At 60.5% G+C, this 16,214-nt stretch carries 18 protein-coding genes; 7 read left to right on the top strand and 11 right to left on the bottom strand.

Features of this window, described 5'->3' with window-relative positions:
• Positions 1 to 26: 26 nt before the first annotated feature.
• The 7 genes from QDT79_RS01655 (at position 27) to QDT79_RS01625 (ending at position 7,978) form a co-directional block, all read left to right on the top strand.
• Entirely contained in the window at positions 27 to 803 is a 777-nt protein-coding gene (locus tag QDT79_RS01655; protein ID WP_004937006.1) for a DUF4311 domain-containing protein, read from the top strand.
• 11 nt (positions 804 to 814) lie between these two features.
• Positions 815 to 1,465, top strand: a complete 651-nt coding sequence (locus QDT79_RS01650) for a DUF4310 family protein (RefSeq protein ID WP_004937013.1) — start codon at positions 815 to 817, stop codon at positions 1,463 to 1,465.
• A gap of 63 nt (positions 1,466 to 1,528) precedes the next feature.
• Positions 1,529 to 2,668, top strand: a complete 1,140-nt coding sequence (locus tag QDT79_RS01645) for an amidohydrolase/deacetylase family metallohydrolase (protein ID WP_197816936.1) — start codon at positions 1,529 to 1,531, stop codon at positions 2,666 to 2,668.
• Positions 2,652 to 3,770 carry a DgaE family pyridoxal phosphate-dependent ammonia lyase gene (locus tag QDT79_RS01640; RefSeq protein WP_063988596.1) on the top strand — a complete coding sequence of 373 codons (1,119 nt, stop codon included), beginning with the start codon at positions 2,652 to 2,654 and terminating at the stop codon, positions 3,768 to 3,770. Before QDT79_RS01645 ends, QDT79_RS01640 begins: the two co-directional genes overlap by 17 nt.
• Positions 3,767 to 4,507 (top strand): 2-dehydro-3-deoxy-phosphogluconate aldolase, encoded by a 741-nt coding sequence (gene dagF, locus QDT79_RS01635; RefSeq protein WP_033648993.1) that lies wholly within the window; start codon positions 3,767 to 3,769, stop codon positions 4,505 to 4,507. Before QDT79_RS01640 ends, dagF begins: the two co-directional genes overlap by 4 nt.
• A gap of 288 nt (positions 4,508 to 4,795) precedes the next feature.
• Positions 4,796 to 6,010 (top strand): lactonase family protein, encoded by a 1,215-nt coding sequence (locus QDT79_RS01630; protein WP_063988597.1) that lies wholly within the window; start codon positions 4,796 to 4,798, stop codon positions 6,008 to 6,010.
• A 51-nt stretch (positions 6,011 to 6,061) separates the two neighbouring features.
• Positions 6,062 to 7,978 (top strand): BglG family transcription antiterminator, encoded by a 1,917-nt coding sequence (locus QDT79_RS01625; RefSeq protein WP_308316141.1) that lies wholly within the window; start codon positions 6,062 to 6,064, stop codon positions 7,976 to 7,978.
• A gap of 47 nt (positions 7,979 to 8,025) precedes the next feature.
• Here the strand turns inward: QDT79_RS01625 and npr are convergent, their stop codons facing one another.
• The 11 genes from npr to QDT79_RS01570 all read right to left on the bottom strand — a co-directional run bounded on the left by npr (position 8,026) and on the right by QDT79_RS01570 (position 16,060).
• Entirely contained in the window at positions 8,026 to 8,298 is a 273-nt protein-coding gene (gene npr / locus QDT79_RS01620; RefSeq protein WP_004937034.1) for a PTS phosphocarrier protein NPr, read from the bottom strand.
• The gene (gene rapZ, locus QDT79_RS01615; protein WP_015379177.1) at positions 8,295 to 9,149 is read right to left on the bottom strand and encodes an RNase adapter RapZ; all 855 of its coding nucleotides are present in this window, start codon (positions 9,147 to 9,149) and stop codon (positions 8,295 to 8,297) included. The genes npr and rapZ overlap by 4 nt, the downstream gene beginning before the upstream one ends.
• A gap of 129 nt (positions 9,150 to 9,278) precedes the next feature.
• The gene (gene ptsN / locus QDT79_RS01610; protein WP_016930212.1) at positions 9,279 to 9,740 is read right to left on the bottom strand and encodes a PTS IIA-like nitrogen regulatory protein PtsN; all 462 of its coding nucleotides are present in this window, start codon (positions 9,738 to 9,740) and stop codon (positions 9,279 to 9,281) included.
• A gap of 155 nt (positions 9,741 to 9,895) precedes the next feature.
• On the bottom strand, positions 9,896 to 10,183 hold the full coding sequence (gene hpf, locus QDT79_RS01605; RefSeq protein WP_004937038.1) for a ribosome hibernation promoting factor: 288 nt from the start codon (positions 10,181 to 10,183) through the stop codon (positions 9,896 to 9,898).
• A gap of 23 nt (positions 10,184 to 10,206) precedes the next feature.
• The gene (gene rpoN, locus QDT79_RS01600) at positions 10,207 to 11,640 is read right to left on the bottom strand and encodes an RNA polymerase factor sigma-54 (RefSeq protein WP_107227087.1); all 1,434 of its coding nucleotides are present in this window, start codon (positions 11,638 to 11,640) and stop codon (positions 10,207 to 10,209) included.
• Positions 11,641 to 11,692: 52 nt separating this feature from the next.
• A complete protein-coding gene (lptB, locus tag QDT79_RS01595) occupies positions 11,693 to 12,418 on the bottom strand; it encodes an LPS export ABC transporter ATP-binding protein (protein ID WP_004937040.1) in 726 nt (241 codons plus the stop codon).
• Positions 12,419 to 12,424: 6 nt separating this feature from the next.
• Entirely contained in the window at positions 12,425 to 12,964 is a 540-nt protein-coding gene (lptA, locus tag QDT79_RS01590; RefSeq protein ID WP_004937045.1) for a lipopolysaccharide ABC transporter substrate-binding protein LptA, read from the bottom strand.
• Positions 12,933 to 13,511 (bottom strand): LPS export ABC transporter periplasmic protein LptC, encoded by a 579-nt coding sequence (gene lptC, locus QDT79_RS01585; RefSeq protein ID WP_063988600.1) that lies wholly within the window; start codon positions 13,509 to 13,511, stop codon positions 12,933 to 12,935. Before lptC ends, lptA begins: the two co-directional genes overlap by 32 nt.
• Entirely contained in the window at positions 13,508 to 14,062 is a 555-nt protein-coding gene (gene kdsC, locus QDT79_RS01580) for a 3-deoxy-manno-octulosonate-8-phosphatase KdsC (RefSeq protein ID WP_021505108.1), read from the bottom strand. Before kdsC ends, lptC begins: the two co-directional genes overlap by 4 nt.
• Positions 14,063 to 14,079: 17 nt before the next feature.
• A complete protein-coding gene (gene kdsD / locus QDT79_RS01575; protein ID WP_025304376.1) occupies positions 14,080 to 15,066 on the bottom strand; it encodes an arabinose-5-phosphate isomerase KdsD in 987 nt (328 codons plus the stop codon).
• A 16-nt stretch (positions 15,067 to 15,082) separates the two neighbouring features.
• Entirely contained in the window at positions 15,083 to 16,060 is a 978-nt protein-coding gene (locus QDT79_RS01570; protein ID WP_025160120.1) for a calcium/sodium antiporter, read from the bottom strand.
• Between the last annotated feature and the right edge of the window lie 154 nt (positions 16,061 to 16,214).

Below are 16,214 nucleotides of genomic sequence, written 5' to 3'. Positions count from 1 at the left end.
GTTAGCATAAATGAAAGGGTATACTGATGTTTTTAATCATCTTATTTAAATCGATTATTATCGGTGGGCTGGTGGGGGTCGGCGTAGGGGCCGGCGCCGCACGCATGTTCCACGCACCGACAACACAGGGCATGGGGGCATTTCGTACCTTGGGCGAGCTGAATTCCTGCGAGGGCGATCCGGCTTCCCACTTCTCATTCGGTCTGGGCTTCTTCTTCAACGCCTGGGCATCTTCCGTGGCGGCGGGTTCCTTCACGCAGGACGTCGACCACCGCATCATCCCGCACTGGGGCGCGGCGGCCCTGATGGTCAAGAACCGCAATCTGGCGCAAACGCTGCACGATCCGAAAAAAATGGCTATTGCCTGCGGCATCATCGGCATGCTGGTGGTGGCGTTCCTCAATACCACCGCTTCCGCCGTGCCTGCCGCGCTGCAGGTCACCGCGATCAAGGTGCTGGTGCCGGCGGCCAACCTGCTGGTGAACACCGTGATGCCGGTGATCTTCTGGCTGGCGGCGATCGACGCCGGGCGCCGTTCCGGCTTCTGGGGCACCATTTTCGGCGGCCTGGCGCAGCTGATCATGGGCAACGCCGTACCGGGCCTGGTGCTGGGTATTCTGATCGGCAAAGGCGTGGAAGAGAGCGGCTGGAACAAGATCACCAAGATCATGATGGCGGTGATCGTGCTGCTGTTCGTGCTGAGCGGCTTCTTCCGCGGCTTCGACATGAAAGTTCTCGAGTCCTTCAGTCTCGGCGTGCCGGGCTGGCTGGACGCCATTCACAATACCCTGAGCGGTAAATAAGGAGCGGGATGATGGAAGAGCAAACCCAAAAAGGCTTCTGGTACGCCGACTGGTCATTCCCGATTTTTGTTGGTCTGCTGTCCTCCGGCGTGTTCGCCGGGACGCACATGTACTACCTGTACGGCATCGGCGCCTTTAACGAAGTGGCCTTCGTTTCCATGCTGCGAGCGGGGATGGATACCGGCGTGTACGGCGCGGTGGCGGCGTTCGGCGCCAGCTTCCTGTTCGCGCGCATCATCGAAGGCTCGCTGGTGGGCATCCTGGACATCGGTGGCGCGATCCAGACCGGCGTCGGGCTGGGCGTACCGGCGCTGCTTTTGGGGGCCGGCATCGTGTTCCCGGTCGCCAACTTCGCCGCTTCGCTGGCCACCGGCCTGATCATCGGCCTGGCGATCGGTTACGTGATCATCCTGGCGCGCAAATTCACCATCAATCAGAGCAACTCCACCTACGGGGCGGACGTGATGATGGGGGCGGGCAACTCGTCGGGCCGCTTCCTCGGACCGTTGATCATCCTGTCGGCGATGACCGCCTCGATCCCGATCGGCATCGGTTCGCTGCTCGGCGCGCTGCTGTTCTATATCTGGGGTAAACCGATCACCGGCGGAGCGATCCTCGGCGCGATGATCCTGGGGGCGATCTTCCCGGTAGCCATTTCTTAAGAGGCCTGCGCCAGGCGCCGCCCGATGCTGCGGTGGCGCCCGGGCTAACAGGAGCAATGCGGTATGTATGACTTAGTAATCAGAGGCGCCAGACTGGCGGACGACACGCTGATCGATCTGGCGGTGAAAGACGGCAAAATAGCCTCGGTGGGGCGGTTGGCGGCGGACGTCAGCGCCGTTCGCCAACTGGATCTGGCGGGCAACTGCCGCCTGAGCGCCGGTTGGATCGATGCGCACGTGCACTGCTATCCCGAATCGCCGATTTACCATGACGAGCCGGATCGGGTCGGTGTCGCCAGCGGCGTCACCAGCGTGGTCGATGCCGGCAGCACCGGCGCCGACGATATCGACGCCTTTTATCAGCTGACGCGCAGCGCCAAAACCAACGTGTTCGCCTTCCTCAACATCTCGCGCATTGGCCTGCTGCGGCAGAACGAGCTGGCGGAGTTGACTGACATCGACAAGCGCGAGGCCGGCCAGGCCATCGCCAACCATCCCGGCTTCATCATCGGCATCAAGGCGCGCATGAGCAGCAGCGTGGTGGGCAAGAACGGCACCCGGCCGCTGGTGTTGGCCAAAGAGATCCAACGAGAAAACCGCCAGCTGCCGCTGATGGTGCATATCGGCAACAACCCGCCGAATCTGGACGAGATCGCCGATCTGTTGACCCGTGGCGACATCATCACCCACTGCTACAACGGCAAACCGAACCGCATTCTGACGCCGGCGGGGACGCTGCGCGAGTCGATCCAGCGCGCGCTGCGGCGCGGCGTGTTGCTCGACGTGGGGCACGGCACCGCCAGCTTCAGCTTCGAGGTGGCGCGCCAGGCGATCACGCTGGGCATTTTGCCGCATACCATCAGCTCCGATATTTACTGCCGCAACCGCATGAACGGGCCGGTGCACAGCCTGGCGACGGTGATGTCCAAATTCTTCAGCGTCGGCCTGACGCTGTCGCAGGTGATCGCCTGCGTCACGGAGAACGCCGCGTCGGCGCTGCAACTCAGCGGTAAAGGGCGGCTGGAGCCGGGCTATGACGCCGATTTCACGCTGTTTGAACTGCGCCGCGAACCGCAGGTGTTTGCCGACGCCGAAGGGCAAACTGCCGAGGGCGAACAGCTGTTGGTGCCGCTGGCCGCGGTGGTGGCCGGGGAAATCCTATTAACCGAACAAGGGGAGGCAGCCCATGTCTTCGATTTATGAAAAATACGGTTTGAAGCAGGTGATCAACACCTCCGGCCGCATGACTATTCTCGGCGTTTCCACGCCGCGCCAGGACGTGATCGACGCCGTTGACTACGGTCTGAATCACTATTTCGAAATCAAGGATCTGGTCAACAAGACCGGCGCCTATATCGCCGACCTGCTCAACGTGGAGGACGCGGTGATCGTTTCCTGCGCCTCGGCGGGCATTGCCCAGTCGGTGGCGGCAGTGATCGTCAAAGATAACGCCAATCTGCTGGTGAACCTGCACTCGGCGCCGATCGCCGTGCCGCGCGAGATCGTGTTGCCGCGCGGGCACAACGTCAACTTCGGCGCACCGGTGGACACCATGGTGGCGCTGGGCGGCGGCAAGGTGGTGGAGGCGGGCTACGCCAACGAATGTTCGCCGGAGCAGATTGAAGCCTGCATCACGCCGCAGACGGCGGCGATCCTGTACGTCAAATCGCACCACTGCGTGCAGAAAAGCATTTTGTCCGTCGAACAGGCGGCAGTAGTGGCGCGCAAGCATAACCTGCCGCTGATCGTCGACGCCGCGGCGGAAGAAGATCTGATGTGTTACTACCAGATGGGGGCCGATCTGGTGATCTACAGCGGCGCCAAAGCCATCGAAGGGCCGACCAGCGGCCTGGTTATCGGCAAGAAACAGTACGTCGAGTGGGTGAAGCTGCAGTCCGGCGGTATCGGTCGGGCGATGAAGGTCGGCAAAGAGGGCATCCTCGGCCTGACGCAGGCGATTGAAAGCTATCTGACGCTTGAGAAAACCACCGGGCAACAGATGGTGGAGCGGATGACGCCGTTCCTCGACAGCCTCAACACCCTGACCGGCGTCAGCGCCAAGACCGTCTGGGACAGCGCCGGCCGTGATATCGCCCGCGCCGAGATCGCCTTCGACGAGGCGGTGCTGGGGCGGTCGACCTATGACATCGTCCAGGCGCTGAAAACCGGCGACATCGCCATCTACTTCCGCGGCTACAAGGCCAACGAGGGCAAGATTGAGGTCGACGTGCGCAGCGTCGACGAGCAACAGCTGATGACCGTTTTTAGCTGTATCAAAAACCTGTTTACGGAGAAACAAGCATGAAGCTACAGCCTAACTACTATCGCGACCGCGTCTGCCTGAACGTGCTGGCCGGCTCCAAAGCCAACGCGCAGGACATCTACGCCGCGGCGGAAGGCCATGTGCTGGTGGGCGTGCTCTCCAAGAACTACCCGGACGTCGACAGCGCGGTGACCGATATGCTGCGCTATGCGCGCCTGATTGAAAACGCGCTCTCGGTCGGCCTGGGCGCCGGCGATCCGAAGCAGTCGGCGATGGTCAGCCTGATCGCTCAGCAGGTGCAGCCGCAGCACGTTAACCAGGTGTTTACCGGCGTCGGCGCCAGCCGCGCGCTGCTGGGCCAGAACGACAGCGTGGTCAACGGCCTGGTGTCGCCAACCGGCCGCGTCGGCTGGGTGAAGATCTCTACCGGCCCATTGAGCGCCGCAGCGCCGGACGGCATCGTGCCGGTGGAAACCGCCATCGCCTTGTTGAAGGACATGGGCGGCAGCTCCATCAAGTATTTCCCGATGGGCGGTCTGAAGTGCAAGGACGAATACCAGTACGTAGCCAAGGCCTGCGCCGAGCATGACTTTATGCTGGAGCCGACCGGCGGCATCGATCTGGAGAACTACGAGCCGATCGTCGAGATCGCCCTGGCGGCCGGCGTGAAACGCGTGATCCCGCATATCTACAGCTCGATCATTGACGCCGCCAGCGGCGACACGCGTCCGCAGGACGTGAAAACCCTGCTGGCGATGACCAAAAAGCTGGTGGGCTGAACGCGCAATGGGATGAGGTAAACGCTGGGAGGCGAAGGTTTTCCCGTGGCGCGGCATGCCGCGCCGCCGTTACCTATAGTCTATAGCTTTCAAGTTGCAGCTAGGCGGCAAGCGTAGGAGCCCCAGGAGCTTACTTAAGTAAGTGACTGGGGTGAAAAATCTGCCGGGAGCAGATTTAAACGCTGCTTGCAGCGGCCCCGAAGGGGTGAGGCCCATGGATGGGCCGAGTAACTGCGTAGCCAACAACGCTGCGGCTTGAAAGATGACGGATATATACTGAGGATTACTATGCGAAACTGGCAGGTTCCAACCCGACGCACCGCGTTGTTCCTGGCGCTGCTGGCCGTGACCGGCCCGGCGCTGCATGCTGAGGATGCAATGAATTCCACGTCATCTCATTTCGCCTATATCGGCACCTACAATCCCAACGGCGAAGGCGTTTACCGGGTGCAGGTCGATCCGGCCAGCGGAGCGCTGAGCCACACTACGCTGGTCAGCAAAGTGCCGAATCCGGCGCAGCTGACGCTGGGCGCCGATGGCAAGACGCTGTATGTCGCCAGCGAAGTGGCCGATTTCAACGGCGGCAAACACGGCGGCATCACCGCTTACCGGGTCAATCCGGCCGACGGCGGCCTGACGCAGCTCAACCAGGTGGATTCGCAGGGGGCGGGGCCGGTGTATCTCTCATCGACGCCGGACGGGCGCCATCTGCTGGTGGCGAACTACGTCAGCGGCAGCGTGGCGGCTTTCCCGATCGAAGCGGACGGCAGCCTGGGCGCCGCCAGCTCGGTGCAGCAACAGCAGGGCCCGGCGGGCGCGGCCAAACCGGCGGCGGCGGTGAACGGCAGCTTCGCCATCAGCGATCACAACGGCCCGCATGCCCATATGATCGCCAGCGATCCGAGCGGCAAGTTCGTGTTCTCCACCGATCTGGGGTTGGATCGCATCTACCAATGGCGCTTTGACGCCGTGAGCGGCCGGCTGACGCCGAACGATCCGCCGTGGATCGCCGCCTCTTCCGCCGGCGCGGGGCCGCGTCACTTTGTGTTCCATCCGGACGGCGAAACCGTGCTGCTGGTGAACGAAGAGGCCTCGACGTTGACCAGCTACCGTTTTGATCGCCAAAAAGGTACTCTGAAACAACTGCATGCGGTTTCCGCGCTGCCCGCCGACTATCAGGGGACCAGCTTCGCTGCGGGGCTGGCGCTCAGCAAGAACGGCGACACGTTGTACGTCGCTAACCGGCTGCATAACAGCATTGCCCAGTTCAGCGTGGGCGCCGGCGGTGAGTTGAGGCCGGTGGCGGAAACCTGGACGCGTGGCGATTACCCGCGTTCGCTGGCGCTGAGCCCGGATGGCCGCTATCTGTATGCGTTGAACCAGCGCAGCGATAACGTCACCCGCTTCAGCGTAAACCCGACGGACGGCAAACTCAGCTTTGTGGGCGGCTATCTGCCGATCGGCAGCCCCTCGCAAATGGCGTTCCTGCCGCCGCCGAAGTAACCCGTGGCCCGCCCGGTTCACCGGGCGGGTTGCCTGATTGACGGACACAGAATGGTGCGATTTCCTTACCCGCGTTTGGCTTACTTGTTCGATGCTTTGCAAACCGAGACTTTGCCGCAGGATGAGCTGGCGAAGCGTTTCGCCGTGTCCACCCGCACGGTGCGGGCGGACATCACTGCGCTGAACGAGATTCTGGACAAATACGGCGCGCGTTTCGTGCATAACCGCGGGGCCGGCTATCGCCTGCAGGTCGATAACGCCGCGTTGTTCAGCGCCCTGCAGCATCAGGAGCGCCGCAAGCACGCCACCCCGCGCAGCGCGCAGGAGCGAGTGCATTATCTGCTGGTGCGTTTTTTGACCTCAGCCTTCTCCCTCAAACTGGAAGATCTGGCCGACGAGTGGTTCGTCAGTCGCGGTACGTTGCAAAACGACATGGCTGAGGTGAGAGAGCGCCTGGCGCACTATCAATTGACGATCGAAACCAAACCGCGCTACGGCATGAAGCTGTTCGGCGCGGAGATGGCGATCCGCGCCTGCCTCACCGATTTGCTGTTCCAGCTGCAGCTGGCCGACGCCGAGAACCCGCTGCTCAACAACGAGATCCTGCTTCAGCCGCAGGTAGCGGCATTCGCCGGATTGCTGCACCCGCTGCTGTCGCAATATGCCATTCGCCTGACCGACGAGGGCGAACAGTACCTGATCTTCTACTGCGCGGTGGCGCTGCGGCGCATCAACGACGGCTATCCGCTGCCGGACTTCGAGGTGGAAGACGGCGACGACGCGGTACGTCAGGTGTCGACCCGCCTGGCGACGGAGCTGCGTTCGGCCTCCGGCAAAGAGATCTCGATGGCCGAAGAGGCCTATCTGCGGGTCAATATTGCCGCGCGGCGCGTGCAGGACGTGCAGCCGACCGAGATCAACGCCGACGATGAAGAAGCGCTGGTGGACTACATCCTGTCCTACATCAACGCACACTATAACTACAACCTGCAGGGCGACGAGCAGCTGCGGGCCGATCTGCTCACCCATATCAAGACCATGATTACGCGGGTGAAATACCAGATCAATATCCCCAATCCGCTGCTGGCCAACATCAAGCAGCACTATCCGATGGCTTACGACGTGACCCTGGCGGCGGTCTCCAGCTGGGGCAAATACACCCCCTATACCCTGAGCGAGAACGAAATCGGCTATCTGGTGCTGCACATCGGCGTGGGGCTGGAGCGGCATTACAACATCGGTTATGAACGCCACCCGCAGGTGATGCTGGTGTGCGATACCGGCAACTCGACGGTGCGCATGATCCAGGCGCAGATTGCGCGCAAGTATCCGCAGCTGGTGATGACGCGCATCGTCTCGCTGCGCGATTACGAGATGCTTGCGCATATCGACGAAGACTTCGTGATTTCCAACGCCCGCATCGGCGAAAAGAACAAGCCGGTGGTGGTGATGTCGCCGTTCCCGACCGATTACCAGCTGGAGCAACTGGGCAAGCTGGTGCTGGTGGATCGCACCAGACCGTACATGCTGGAGAAGTTCTTCGACGCCGAGCATTTCATGGTGCTCAACGAGCCGTTGACGCAGGCGGAGCTGTTCAGCCGGGTGTGCGGCCAGCTGGAGCGGGAAGGGTACGTCGGCGCGGACTTCTATCCGTCGCTGGTCGAACGCGAGGCGATCGTTTCCACGCTGCTGGGCGAGGGCATCGCGCTGCCGCACTCGCTGGGGCTGCTGGCCAAAAAGACCGTGGTGGTGACGCTGTTGGCGCCGCAGGGCGTCGCCTGGGGAGAAGGCGAGGTCGCGCACGTGATTTTCCTGCTGGCGATCAGCAAGAGCGACTATGAAGAGGCGATGGCGATCTACGAGCTGTTCGTCACCTTCGTGCGTGAACGCTCAATGAGCCGCCTGTTGGGCAGCGACAGCTTCGACAGCTTTAAAGCGGTGGCGCTGGACTGCCTGAGCCGGAGTTGAGGGGGAGAGGATATGGGGGATTGGGCGCAAAGGCGCGCCCTCAGCGGCTAATCTTCATCAAACCCGGAGTTGAACAGCTCGACCACCGCCGCCAGCGCGTTGACTTCGTCGGGGCCGGTCGCTTCGACTTCGATATGCCGGCCCTGGGCGGAATCCAGCATCAGCAGCGCGATGACGCTGCTGGCTTCGGCTTCGGTGCCGCTTTCGTTGCGCAGCATCACTTCGGCGTCGAAGCTTTGCACCAGCTCGAACAGTTTCATCGCCGGGCGCGCGTGCATGCCCAGCTTGTTTTTGATTTCAACCGTCTGTTTGACCGTCATTGTTTGCGCTTTTCCAGCGTGCGATGGCGCGACTGCACGTTCTTGCCGCGCGAGCGGAAGTAATCGGCCAGCTGTTCCGCCACGTACACCGAGCGGTGTTTACCGCCGGTACAGCCGATGGCGACCGTCAGGTAGCTGCGGTTGTTGGTTTCCAGCATCGGCAGCCATTGCTCCAGGTAGCTGCGGGTCTGGTAGATGAAGTTGTGCACTTCGGTATGGCGATCGAGGAACGACGCGACCGGCTTGTCCAGACCGGTCATCGGCCGCAGCTTCGGATCCCAGTGCGGGTTCGGCAGGAAGCGCACGTCGAACACGTAGTCGGCATCGATCGGGATGCCGTGCTTGAAGCCGAAGGATTCGAACACCATGGTCAGTTCGCGCTCGCGCTTGCCCAGCAGGCGGGTGCGCAGCATTTCGGCCAGCTCGTGCACCGACATTTCCGAGGTGTCGATAATCAGATCAGCCCGCGAGCGCAGCGGTTCGAGCAGATCGCTCTCTTCGTCGATGGCGCTTTCCAGCGACAGGTTTTTGCTGGAGAGCGGGTGCAGGCGGCGGGTGTCGCTGTAACGGCGGATCAGCGTATTGCGATCGGCGTCGAGGAACAGTAGCTGCGGCGAGAAGCTGTCCGGCAGCTGAGTCATCGCATATTCGAACACTTCCGGCGATTCCGGCATGTTGCGCACGTCGATGCTGACCGCCGCGGAGATATTGCGTTCCGCCAGCGTGTTGGCGAGCTGCGGCAGCAGCACCACCGGCAGGTTGTCAACGCAGTAAAAACCCATGTCTTCCAGCGCCCGCAAGGCGACGGATTTTCCGGAACCGGAACGGCCGCTGACAATCATCAGCACCATGTGGCAACTCCCCTGGCATCGCGGCGGCGTTCATCGCCACCGGTGGAAACTTTGTTATTCCGGCCGCAGCCGGATCCATCATCGTGAAACAGTATCGTTATCCGGGCTGGAAGTCACGCCGGCCGGGCATCACTCGGTGATGATTTGGTAAAGCTCTTCGTCGCTCTGCGCGGCGCGCAGGCGGCGGCATACGGTTTTGTCGGCCAGGCGTTTGGCGACCAGCGACAGGGTATGCAAATGGGTTTTGCACTGATCGGCAGGCACCAGCAGCGCGAACAGCAGGTCGACCGGCTGGTTGTCGATAGCGTCGAAAGCGATGGGTTGGTCGAGACGGATAAACACGCCAACGGCCCGCAGTGTGTCCTCTTCCAGTTTGCCGTGGGGAATGGCGATACCGTTGCCGATACCGGTGCTGCCCATGCGTTCCCGGGTGAGAACCGCGTCAAACACCACCTGCGAAGGCAGATTGAGCTGTTTGGCGGCCAGTTCGCTGATAATTTCCAAAGCCCGCTTCTTGCTGGTGCAGTGTACCGAGCTTTTGGTGCACTCGATGTTTAACACCGAGCTTAATTGCATATATTCGTTGTTCATCTCATCTTCACTTAAAACCGCGCCGCCGGGCGCACCCGGCAAGGCGGTTTTTCGTCGGTTTTAACCCTGATTACCGTTCGGCGCGTCACCTATGCGGGTCACGCGCCGAAGGGCGAGGCTGCGACAGATGCAACCTCATGGAATGGGTTAGGGTGTCAGTGTTGCTTCAATTTGTCTTTATGTTTGTTCAATTGACGTGCCAATTTGTCGATCAGCGTATCAATTGCGGCATACATATTCTCGTCTTCCGAGGTGGCGTGCAACTCGCCTCCATTCACGTGCACCGTTGCTTCCGCAATTTGCTGCACTTTTTCCACACTTAATACAACATACACCTGATTGATGCGATCAAAATACTGTTCGAGTTTGGCGAACTTGTTGTTCACGAACTCGCGCAACGGATCGGTGATTTCGATGTGGTGTCCGGTAATGTTGAGCTGCATAGTGTCTTCCTTCTCAATAGAGGTCAAACCAACTGTTTACGCTGGTTCGACGGCGGGATGGACAAAGACTCTCGGTACTTGGCGACGGTGCGCCGCGCCACGATGATCCCCTGATCGGAGAGCAAGGTGGCCAGCTTGCTGTCGCTGAGTGGTTTGGCGGGGTTTTCCGCCGCAATCAATTTCTTCACCAACGCGCGGATCGCCGTCGAGGAGGCTTCGCCGCCGCTGTCGGTATTCACGTGGCTGGAGAAGAAATATTTCAATTCGAAAATGCCGCGCGGGCTGTGCAAAAACTTCTGCGTGGTGACGCGCGAGATCGTCGATTCATGCATCTCCACGGCCTGGGCGATATCCGCCAGCACCATGGGTTTCATAAACTCTTCGCCTTGCTCGAAGAACGCCTGCTGTTGGCTGACGATGCAGCGGGTGACCTTCAGCAGCGTCTCGTTGCGGCTTTCCAGGCTTTTAATCAACCACTTGGCTTCCTGCAGGTTGCTGCGGATGAACTGGCCGTCGGCTTCGCTGCGGGCGCTGTTGCCCAGCGCGGCGTACTGCTGATTGATCTTCAAACGCGGCACGCTGTCGCCGTTGAGCTCGACCGTCCACGTGTTCTGCGTCTTGCGCACCAGCACGTCCGGGATCACGTATTCCGATTCGCCGGTATTGATCGACTGCCCCGGACGCGGATCGAGCGACTGAATCAGCAGCATCGCTTCTTTCAGTGTATCTTCTTTTAGCCGGGTTGATCGCATCAGGCTGCGAAAGTCGTGGTTGGCCAACAGATCCAGATGCTCGCTGATGATCAGCCGCGCTTCGGCCAGATAAGGGGTGTCTTTGGCGTATTGGGAGAGCTGCACCAGCAGGCAATCGCGCAGATCGCGCGCGGCGACGCCGATCGGATCGAAACGCTGCACGCGCTTCAACACCGCCTCGACTTCTTCAAGGGTCACGTTCTCGTCGCCCAGGCTTTCCAGAATGTCTTCCAGCGGCACGGTGAGATAGCCGGTGTCGTCCACCGCGTCGACGATGGAGGTGGCGATGGCGGCGTCGGTATCGGAAAACGGCGTCAGATCTACCTGCCACATCAGGTAATCCTGCAGCGTTTGGGTGGTCTCGCCCTGATAGACCGGCAGCTCGTCGTCGCTGTAGTCGGTGCCGGTGCCGGACGGCGTGCCGGCGGTGTAGATCTCATCCCAGGTGGCGTCCAGCGGCAGCTCTTCCGGCATGTCTTTCTGTTCCAGCGCCTCGCGGGTATCGAGCCCCTCGGTTTCCTGGGTTTCTTTGGCGTCGATTTCGTCGTGCAGATCGGTCTGTTCAAGCAGCGGATTGCTCTCCAGCGCCAGCTGGATCTCTTGCTGAAGCTCAAGCGTGGACAACTGCAGCAGGCGGATCGCCTGCTGGAGCTGAGGAGTCATGGCCAGCTGTTGGCTGAGCCTGAGTTGCAAACCTTGCTTCATAGTTTTCTGTCTACTTCCGTTAACGGTGTCGCCCCGCAGGGCGCGCCGGCGCTTAGAGGCGGAACTCTTCGCCCAGATAAACGCGTTTTACCTGCTCGTCGGCCAGAATAGCATCCGGCGTGCCGTGGGCAATCAGTTTGCCCTGGCTGACGATGTAGGCGCGCTCACATACGTCCAGCGTCTCGCGCACGTTGTGGTCGGTGATCAGCACGCCCAGGCCGCTGTCACGCAGGTGCTCGATGATTTTTTTGATGTCGATAACGGAAATCGGATCCACCCCGGCGAAGGGTTCGTCCAGCAGAATGAATTTCGGGTTGGCCGCCAGCGCGCGGGCGATTTCGACGCGGCGGCGTTCACCACCGGACAGCGCCTGGCCGAGGCTGTCGCGCAGATGGGAGATGTGGAACTCTTCCATCAGCTCTTTGGCGCGGTCTTCGCGCTGTTCGCTGGTGAGATCGGGACGGATCTCCAGCACCGCCATCAGGTTGTCGTACACGCTCAGGCGGCGGAAGATCGACGCTTCCTGCGGCAGATAGCCGATGCCGCGGCGCGCGCGGGCGTGCAGTGGCAGCAGGCTGATGTCTTCTTCGTCGATCACGATGCGCCCGGCGTCGCGTGGCACGATGCCGACCACCATGTAGAAGGTGGTGGTTTTACCGGCGCCGTTCGGCCCGAGCAGGCCGACGATCTCGCCGGATTTCACTTTCAGGCTGACGTCTTCGACAACTTTACGGCCCTTGTAGGCTTTCGCCAGGTTTTCTGCGATGAGTGTTGCCATAAGTGATTAGTTACTCTTTTTTTGCTCGTTTTTGTCTTGCAACTGCGACGGTACCAGAACCGTTGTCACGCGTTTGCCTTTGTCGCTAAACGCCTGCATTTGCTGCTGTTGCACCAGATAGGTGATGCGATCGCCTTTCACGTTGCTGTCGAGCTGCTCCAGATAGGCGTTGCCCGTCAGGGTCACCAGCTGGGTCGCCACGTCGTAACGCACTTTCTGCGCGTGGCCTTTGACCGGCTTGCCGCTGTCCTGCATCTGGTAGAAGGTTACCGGGTTGCCGAACGCTTCAATATAGGTCTTATTCTGATCTCCGCCCGGGCGGGTGACCACCACCTTGTCGGCGCGAATATCGATGGTGCCCTGTTTGATCACCACGTTGTCGGTGAAGGTGCTGACGTTGCTCTGCATGTCCAACGACTGTTTGAGCGAGTCGATGCTGACCGGCTGGCTGGAGTCGGATTTCAGCGCCAGAGCGGGGGCGCTGGCGGCCAAAACTAAGCTGCCGAGCAACAGGTTACGGAGTTGGTTTTTGGTTCTGAATTTCATAGTTGGTCTTAACCTTATCAATCAGCTCAGCGGTTTTGGTCCGCAGGTTCCCACGCATTTTCATGCCGTTAGAGGTAAAATTGGTCCCGTAAAGCGTGACTTCGTCATCGGAGGTGACGTCCTGGGTGACCAGGTTTACCTGAGCGTTGTCCGTCTTAATTTTTTCCAGCTGCGAGGTGGTGGTCAGGCTGTTTACCTCGACGTGACCATACAGATACAGCATCCGGTCTTTAGTCAGTTTGGCGCGATCGGCGCGAACTGACCAGGTGGCCACCGCATTCTCATCGAACAGCGTCATTACCGGCTGGGTGAACCAGCTCAGTTCGCCGGCGGTGTAATACTTCGCGTCTTCCGCCACCAGTTTGTAATTCAGCTTGCCGGCCGGGTTGTACACCACGGTGACCGTGTGCTGGCTCTGGTAGGTCGGATCCTTATCGTTGACCGGGCCAGGGGCCGTGTCGTCGCTGAAGTCCGTCATGTTCCAGCCGATCAGCGCCAGAACGATCACCGTCAACAGGATGGTGATCCACAGTTTGGTTTTACTCATATCGACAGCCCTTTGGCGTCCTCCAGCTTATTTTGAGCCAAAAGAATGATGTCGCACAGTTCGCGCACTGCACCGCGGCCGCCGGCAATGCGGGTGACGTAGTGGGCGCGCGGCGTCAACAGCGGATGTGCGTCCGCCACCGCGACCGCCAGGCCGACCTGCGCCATCACCGGCCAGTCGATCAGGTCATCGCCGATATAGGCGACCTGATCCGCCGTTAACGACAGTTTATCCAACAGTTCGCGGAAGGCCAAAAGCTTATCGGACTGCCCCTGATAAAGATGGGTGATACCGAGCGTCTGCGCGCGGTCTTCCAGCAGCTTGGCGGAGCGACCGGTGATGATCGCCACCTCGATGTCCGAGGTTTTCAAGCAGCGGATGCCGTAGCCGTCGCGCACGTTGAACGCCTTCAGTTCTTCACCGTTGTTGCCCATGAAGATCAGGCCGTCCGACAACACGCCGTCAACGTCGCAAATCAACAGGCGGATGTTCCCGGCACGCGCCATAACCTCTTGTTCTACCGGCCCGTAGCAGGTTTCTACCATACCCATTCCGTTCTATTCCTTAATTAAACGACGCCGGCGCGCAGCATGTCATGCATATGTACCACACCCAGCAGTTGGTCGCCATCGGCAACCAGCAGCGCGGTGATGTGGCGTTGTTGCATCAGGTTCAATGCATCGACCGCCAGGATGTTGGGGCGCACCCGCACGCCGCCCGGCGTCATGACGTCGGCGATCTTCGCCTCGTGCAGGTTGATACCCATGTCGAAGACCCGGCGCAGGTCGCCGTCGGTGAAGATGCCGGCGATTTTCATCAGATCGTCGCAGACAACCGTCAGGCCCAGATTTTTGCGGGTGATTTCCAGCAGCGCGTCGCGCAATGAAGCGTCGGCGCTGACGTGGGGCATTTCGTCGCCGCTGTGCATGATATCGCTAACCCGCAGCAGCAGTTTGCGGCCGAGTGCGCCGCCCGGATGCGACAGCGCGAAATCTTCCGGCGTGAAACCGCGCGCTTTCAGCAGCGCGACGGCCAGCGCATCGCCCATCACCAGCGTGGCGGTGGTGCTGGTGGTCGGCGCCAGCCCCAGCGGGCAGGCTTCCTGCGGCACCTTGATGCACAGGTGGATATCCGCCGCCTTGCCCATCGAGCTTTCCGGATTATTGGTCATACAGATGAGGGTGATCTGTTGGCGTTTCAATACCGGGATCAGCGCCAGGATCTCGCTGGACTCGCCGGAGTTGGAGATGGCGAGCACGATGTCCTGCGGGGTGACCATGCCCAAATCGCCATGGCTGGCTTCCGCCGGGTGAACGAAGAATGAGGGGGTGCCGGTGCTGGCGAAGGTCGCGGCGATCTTGCAGCCGATATGGCCGGATTTGCCCATGCCCATCACCACCACTTTGCCGCCGCAGGCGGCGATCGTTTCGCAGGCGCGGGTGAAGTCTGCGTTGATGTAGCTGTCGAGCTGAGCCAGCCCTTCACGCTCTATCTGAAGCACTTCTTTGCCGGCCTGCTGAAAATCGAAGCCCGGTTGCAACTCAATGTTCGACATACTCATTCCCGTCGGTTTAGCCGAAAGTACTGAAAGGGTTAAAGAACAGCACCGCAAGATACGCAATAAAGCCGCATAATAACAGCGCGCCCGCCAGGTGGCCGATGCGGTGTTTGCGGCCAATGCACAGCACGCTAAGCAGCACGCTGGCCGCCAGCATCACCCAGTAATCGCGCTGGAAGGCGGCGGCGTCCACGCTACCCGGCGACAGCAGGGCGGGGACGCCCAGCACGATCACCGTGTTGAAAATATTGGAGCCGATGATATTACCAATCGCCATATCATCCTCGCCCTTCAGCGCTCCGGCGATGGAGGTGGCCAGTTCGGGCAGGCTGGTGCCGATGGCGATAATGGTCAAACCGACCACCAGTTCGCTCAGGCCGAAATAGTGCGCAATCACCGTCGCGTTATCGACCACCATTCTGGAAGAGAGCGGCAGAATGATAAACGCCAGCACCAGCCACAGCACCGCCACGGTGTTGCTGCTGTCCTGCGGCAGTTCGGCTATCTGCTCCATGGTCAGGCTGTCGCTGCCCTCGCGCTGCGCCAGCCGGGCGATTTTCAGCATCAGCAGGATGAAGCCGGCGGCGGCGGCCAGCAGCAGCACGCCGTCCAGCCTGCTCAGGGTGCCATCCATCAACACGAAACCGCACAATACTGTGACCGCTAACATCAGCGGCAGTTCGCGGCGCAGTATCTCGGAGCGCGCGGCCAGCGGGTGAATCAGCGCCGCCACCCCCAGGATCAATAAGATGTTGGTGATGTTGGACCCTAATACGTTGCCAACGGCCATATCTATCTGCCCGTTCAGCGCGGCGGTGGTGGACACGATCAGCTCCGGCAGCGAAGTGCCGATGCCGACGATGGTCATGCCGATGATCAACGGCGGTACGCCGAGCGAGCGGGAAATCACGGCAGCACCATAAACTAAGCGGTCTGCACCATACACCAGTAGAAATAAACCAACGATTAATAATGCTATCGCGAGAAACATGCAGGGTCCTTTGTCGGGTATTATCCCGGTTCGTTGGTTAAAGCCGTCAATGCGGCGGTATTGCTTGCCCTCCGTTGCGCGCGTTTGAGCCGCAGCAACGGTTTTTCCCGGCTAATAGTTGAACAGTTTCGTTTTTTTTCGTTATGGCGCCAAT

This window comes from Serratia marcescens, from assembly GCF_029846115.1.
Taxonomy (GTDB): Bacteria; Pseudomonadota; Gammaproteobacteria; order Enterobacterales; family Enterobacteriaceae; genus Serratia; species Serratia marcescens_L.
Note: the sequence above shows the minus strand (reverse complement) of the source record. Positions and strands in the feature narration are given on the sequence as shown.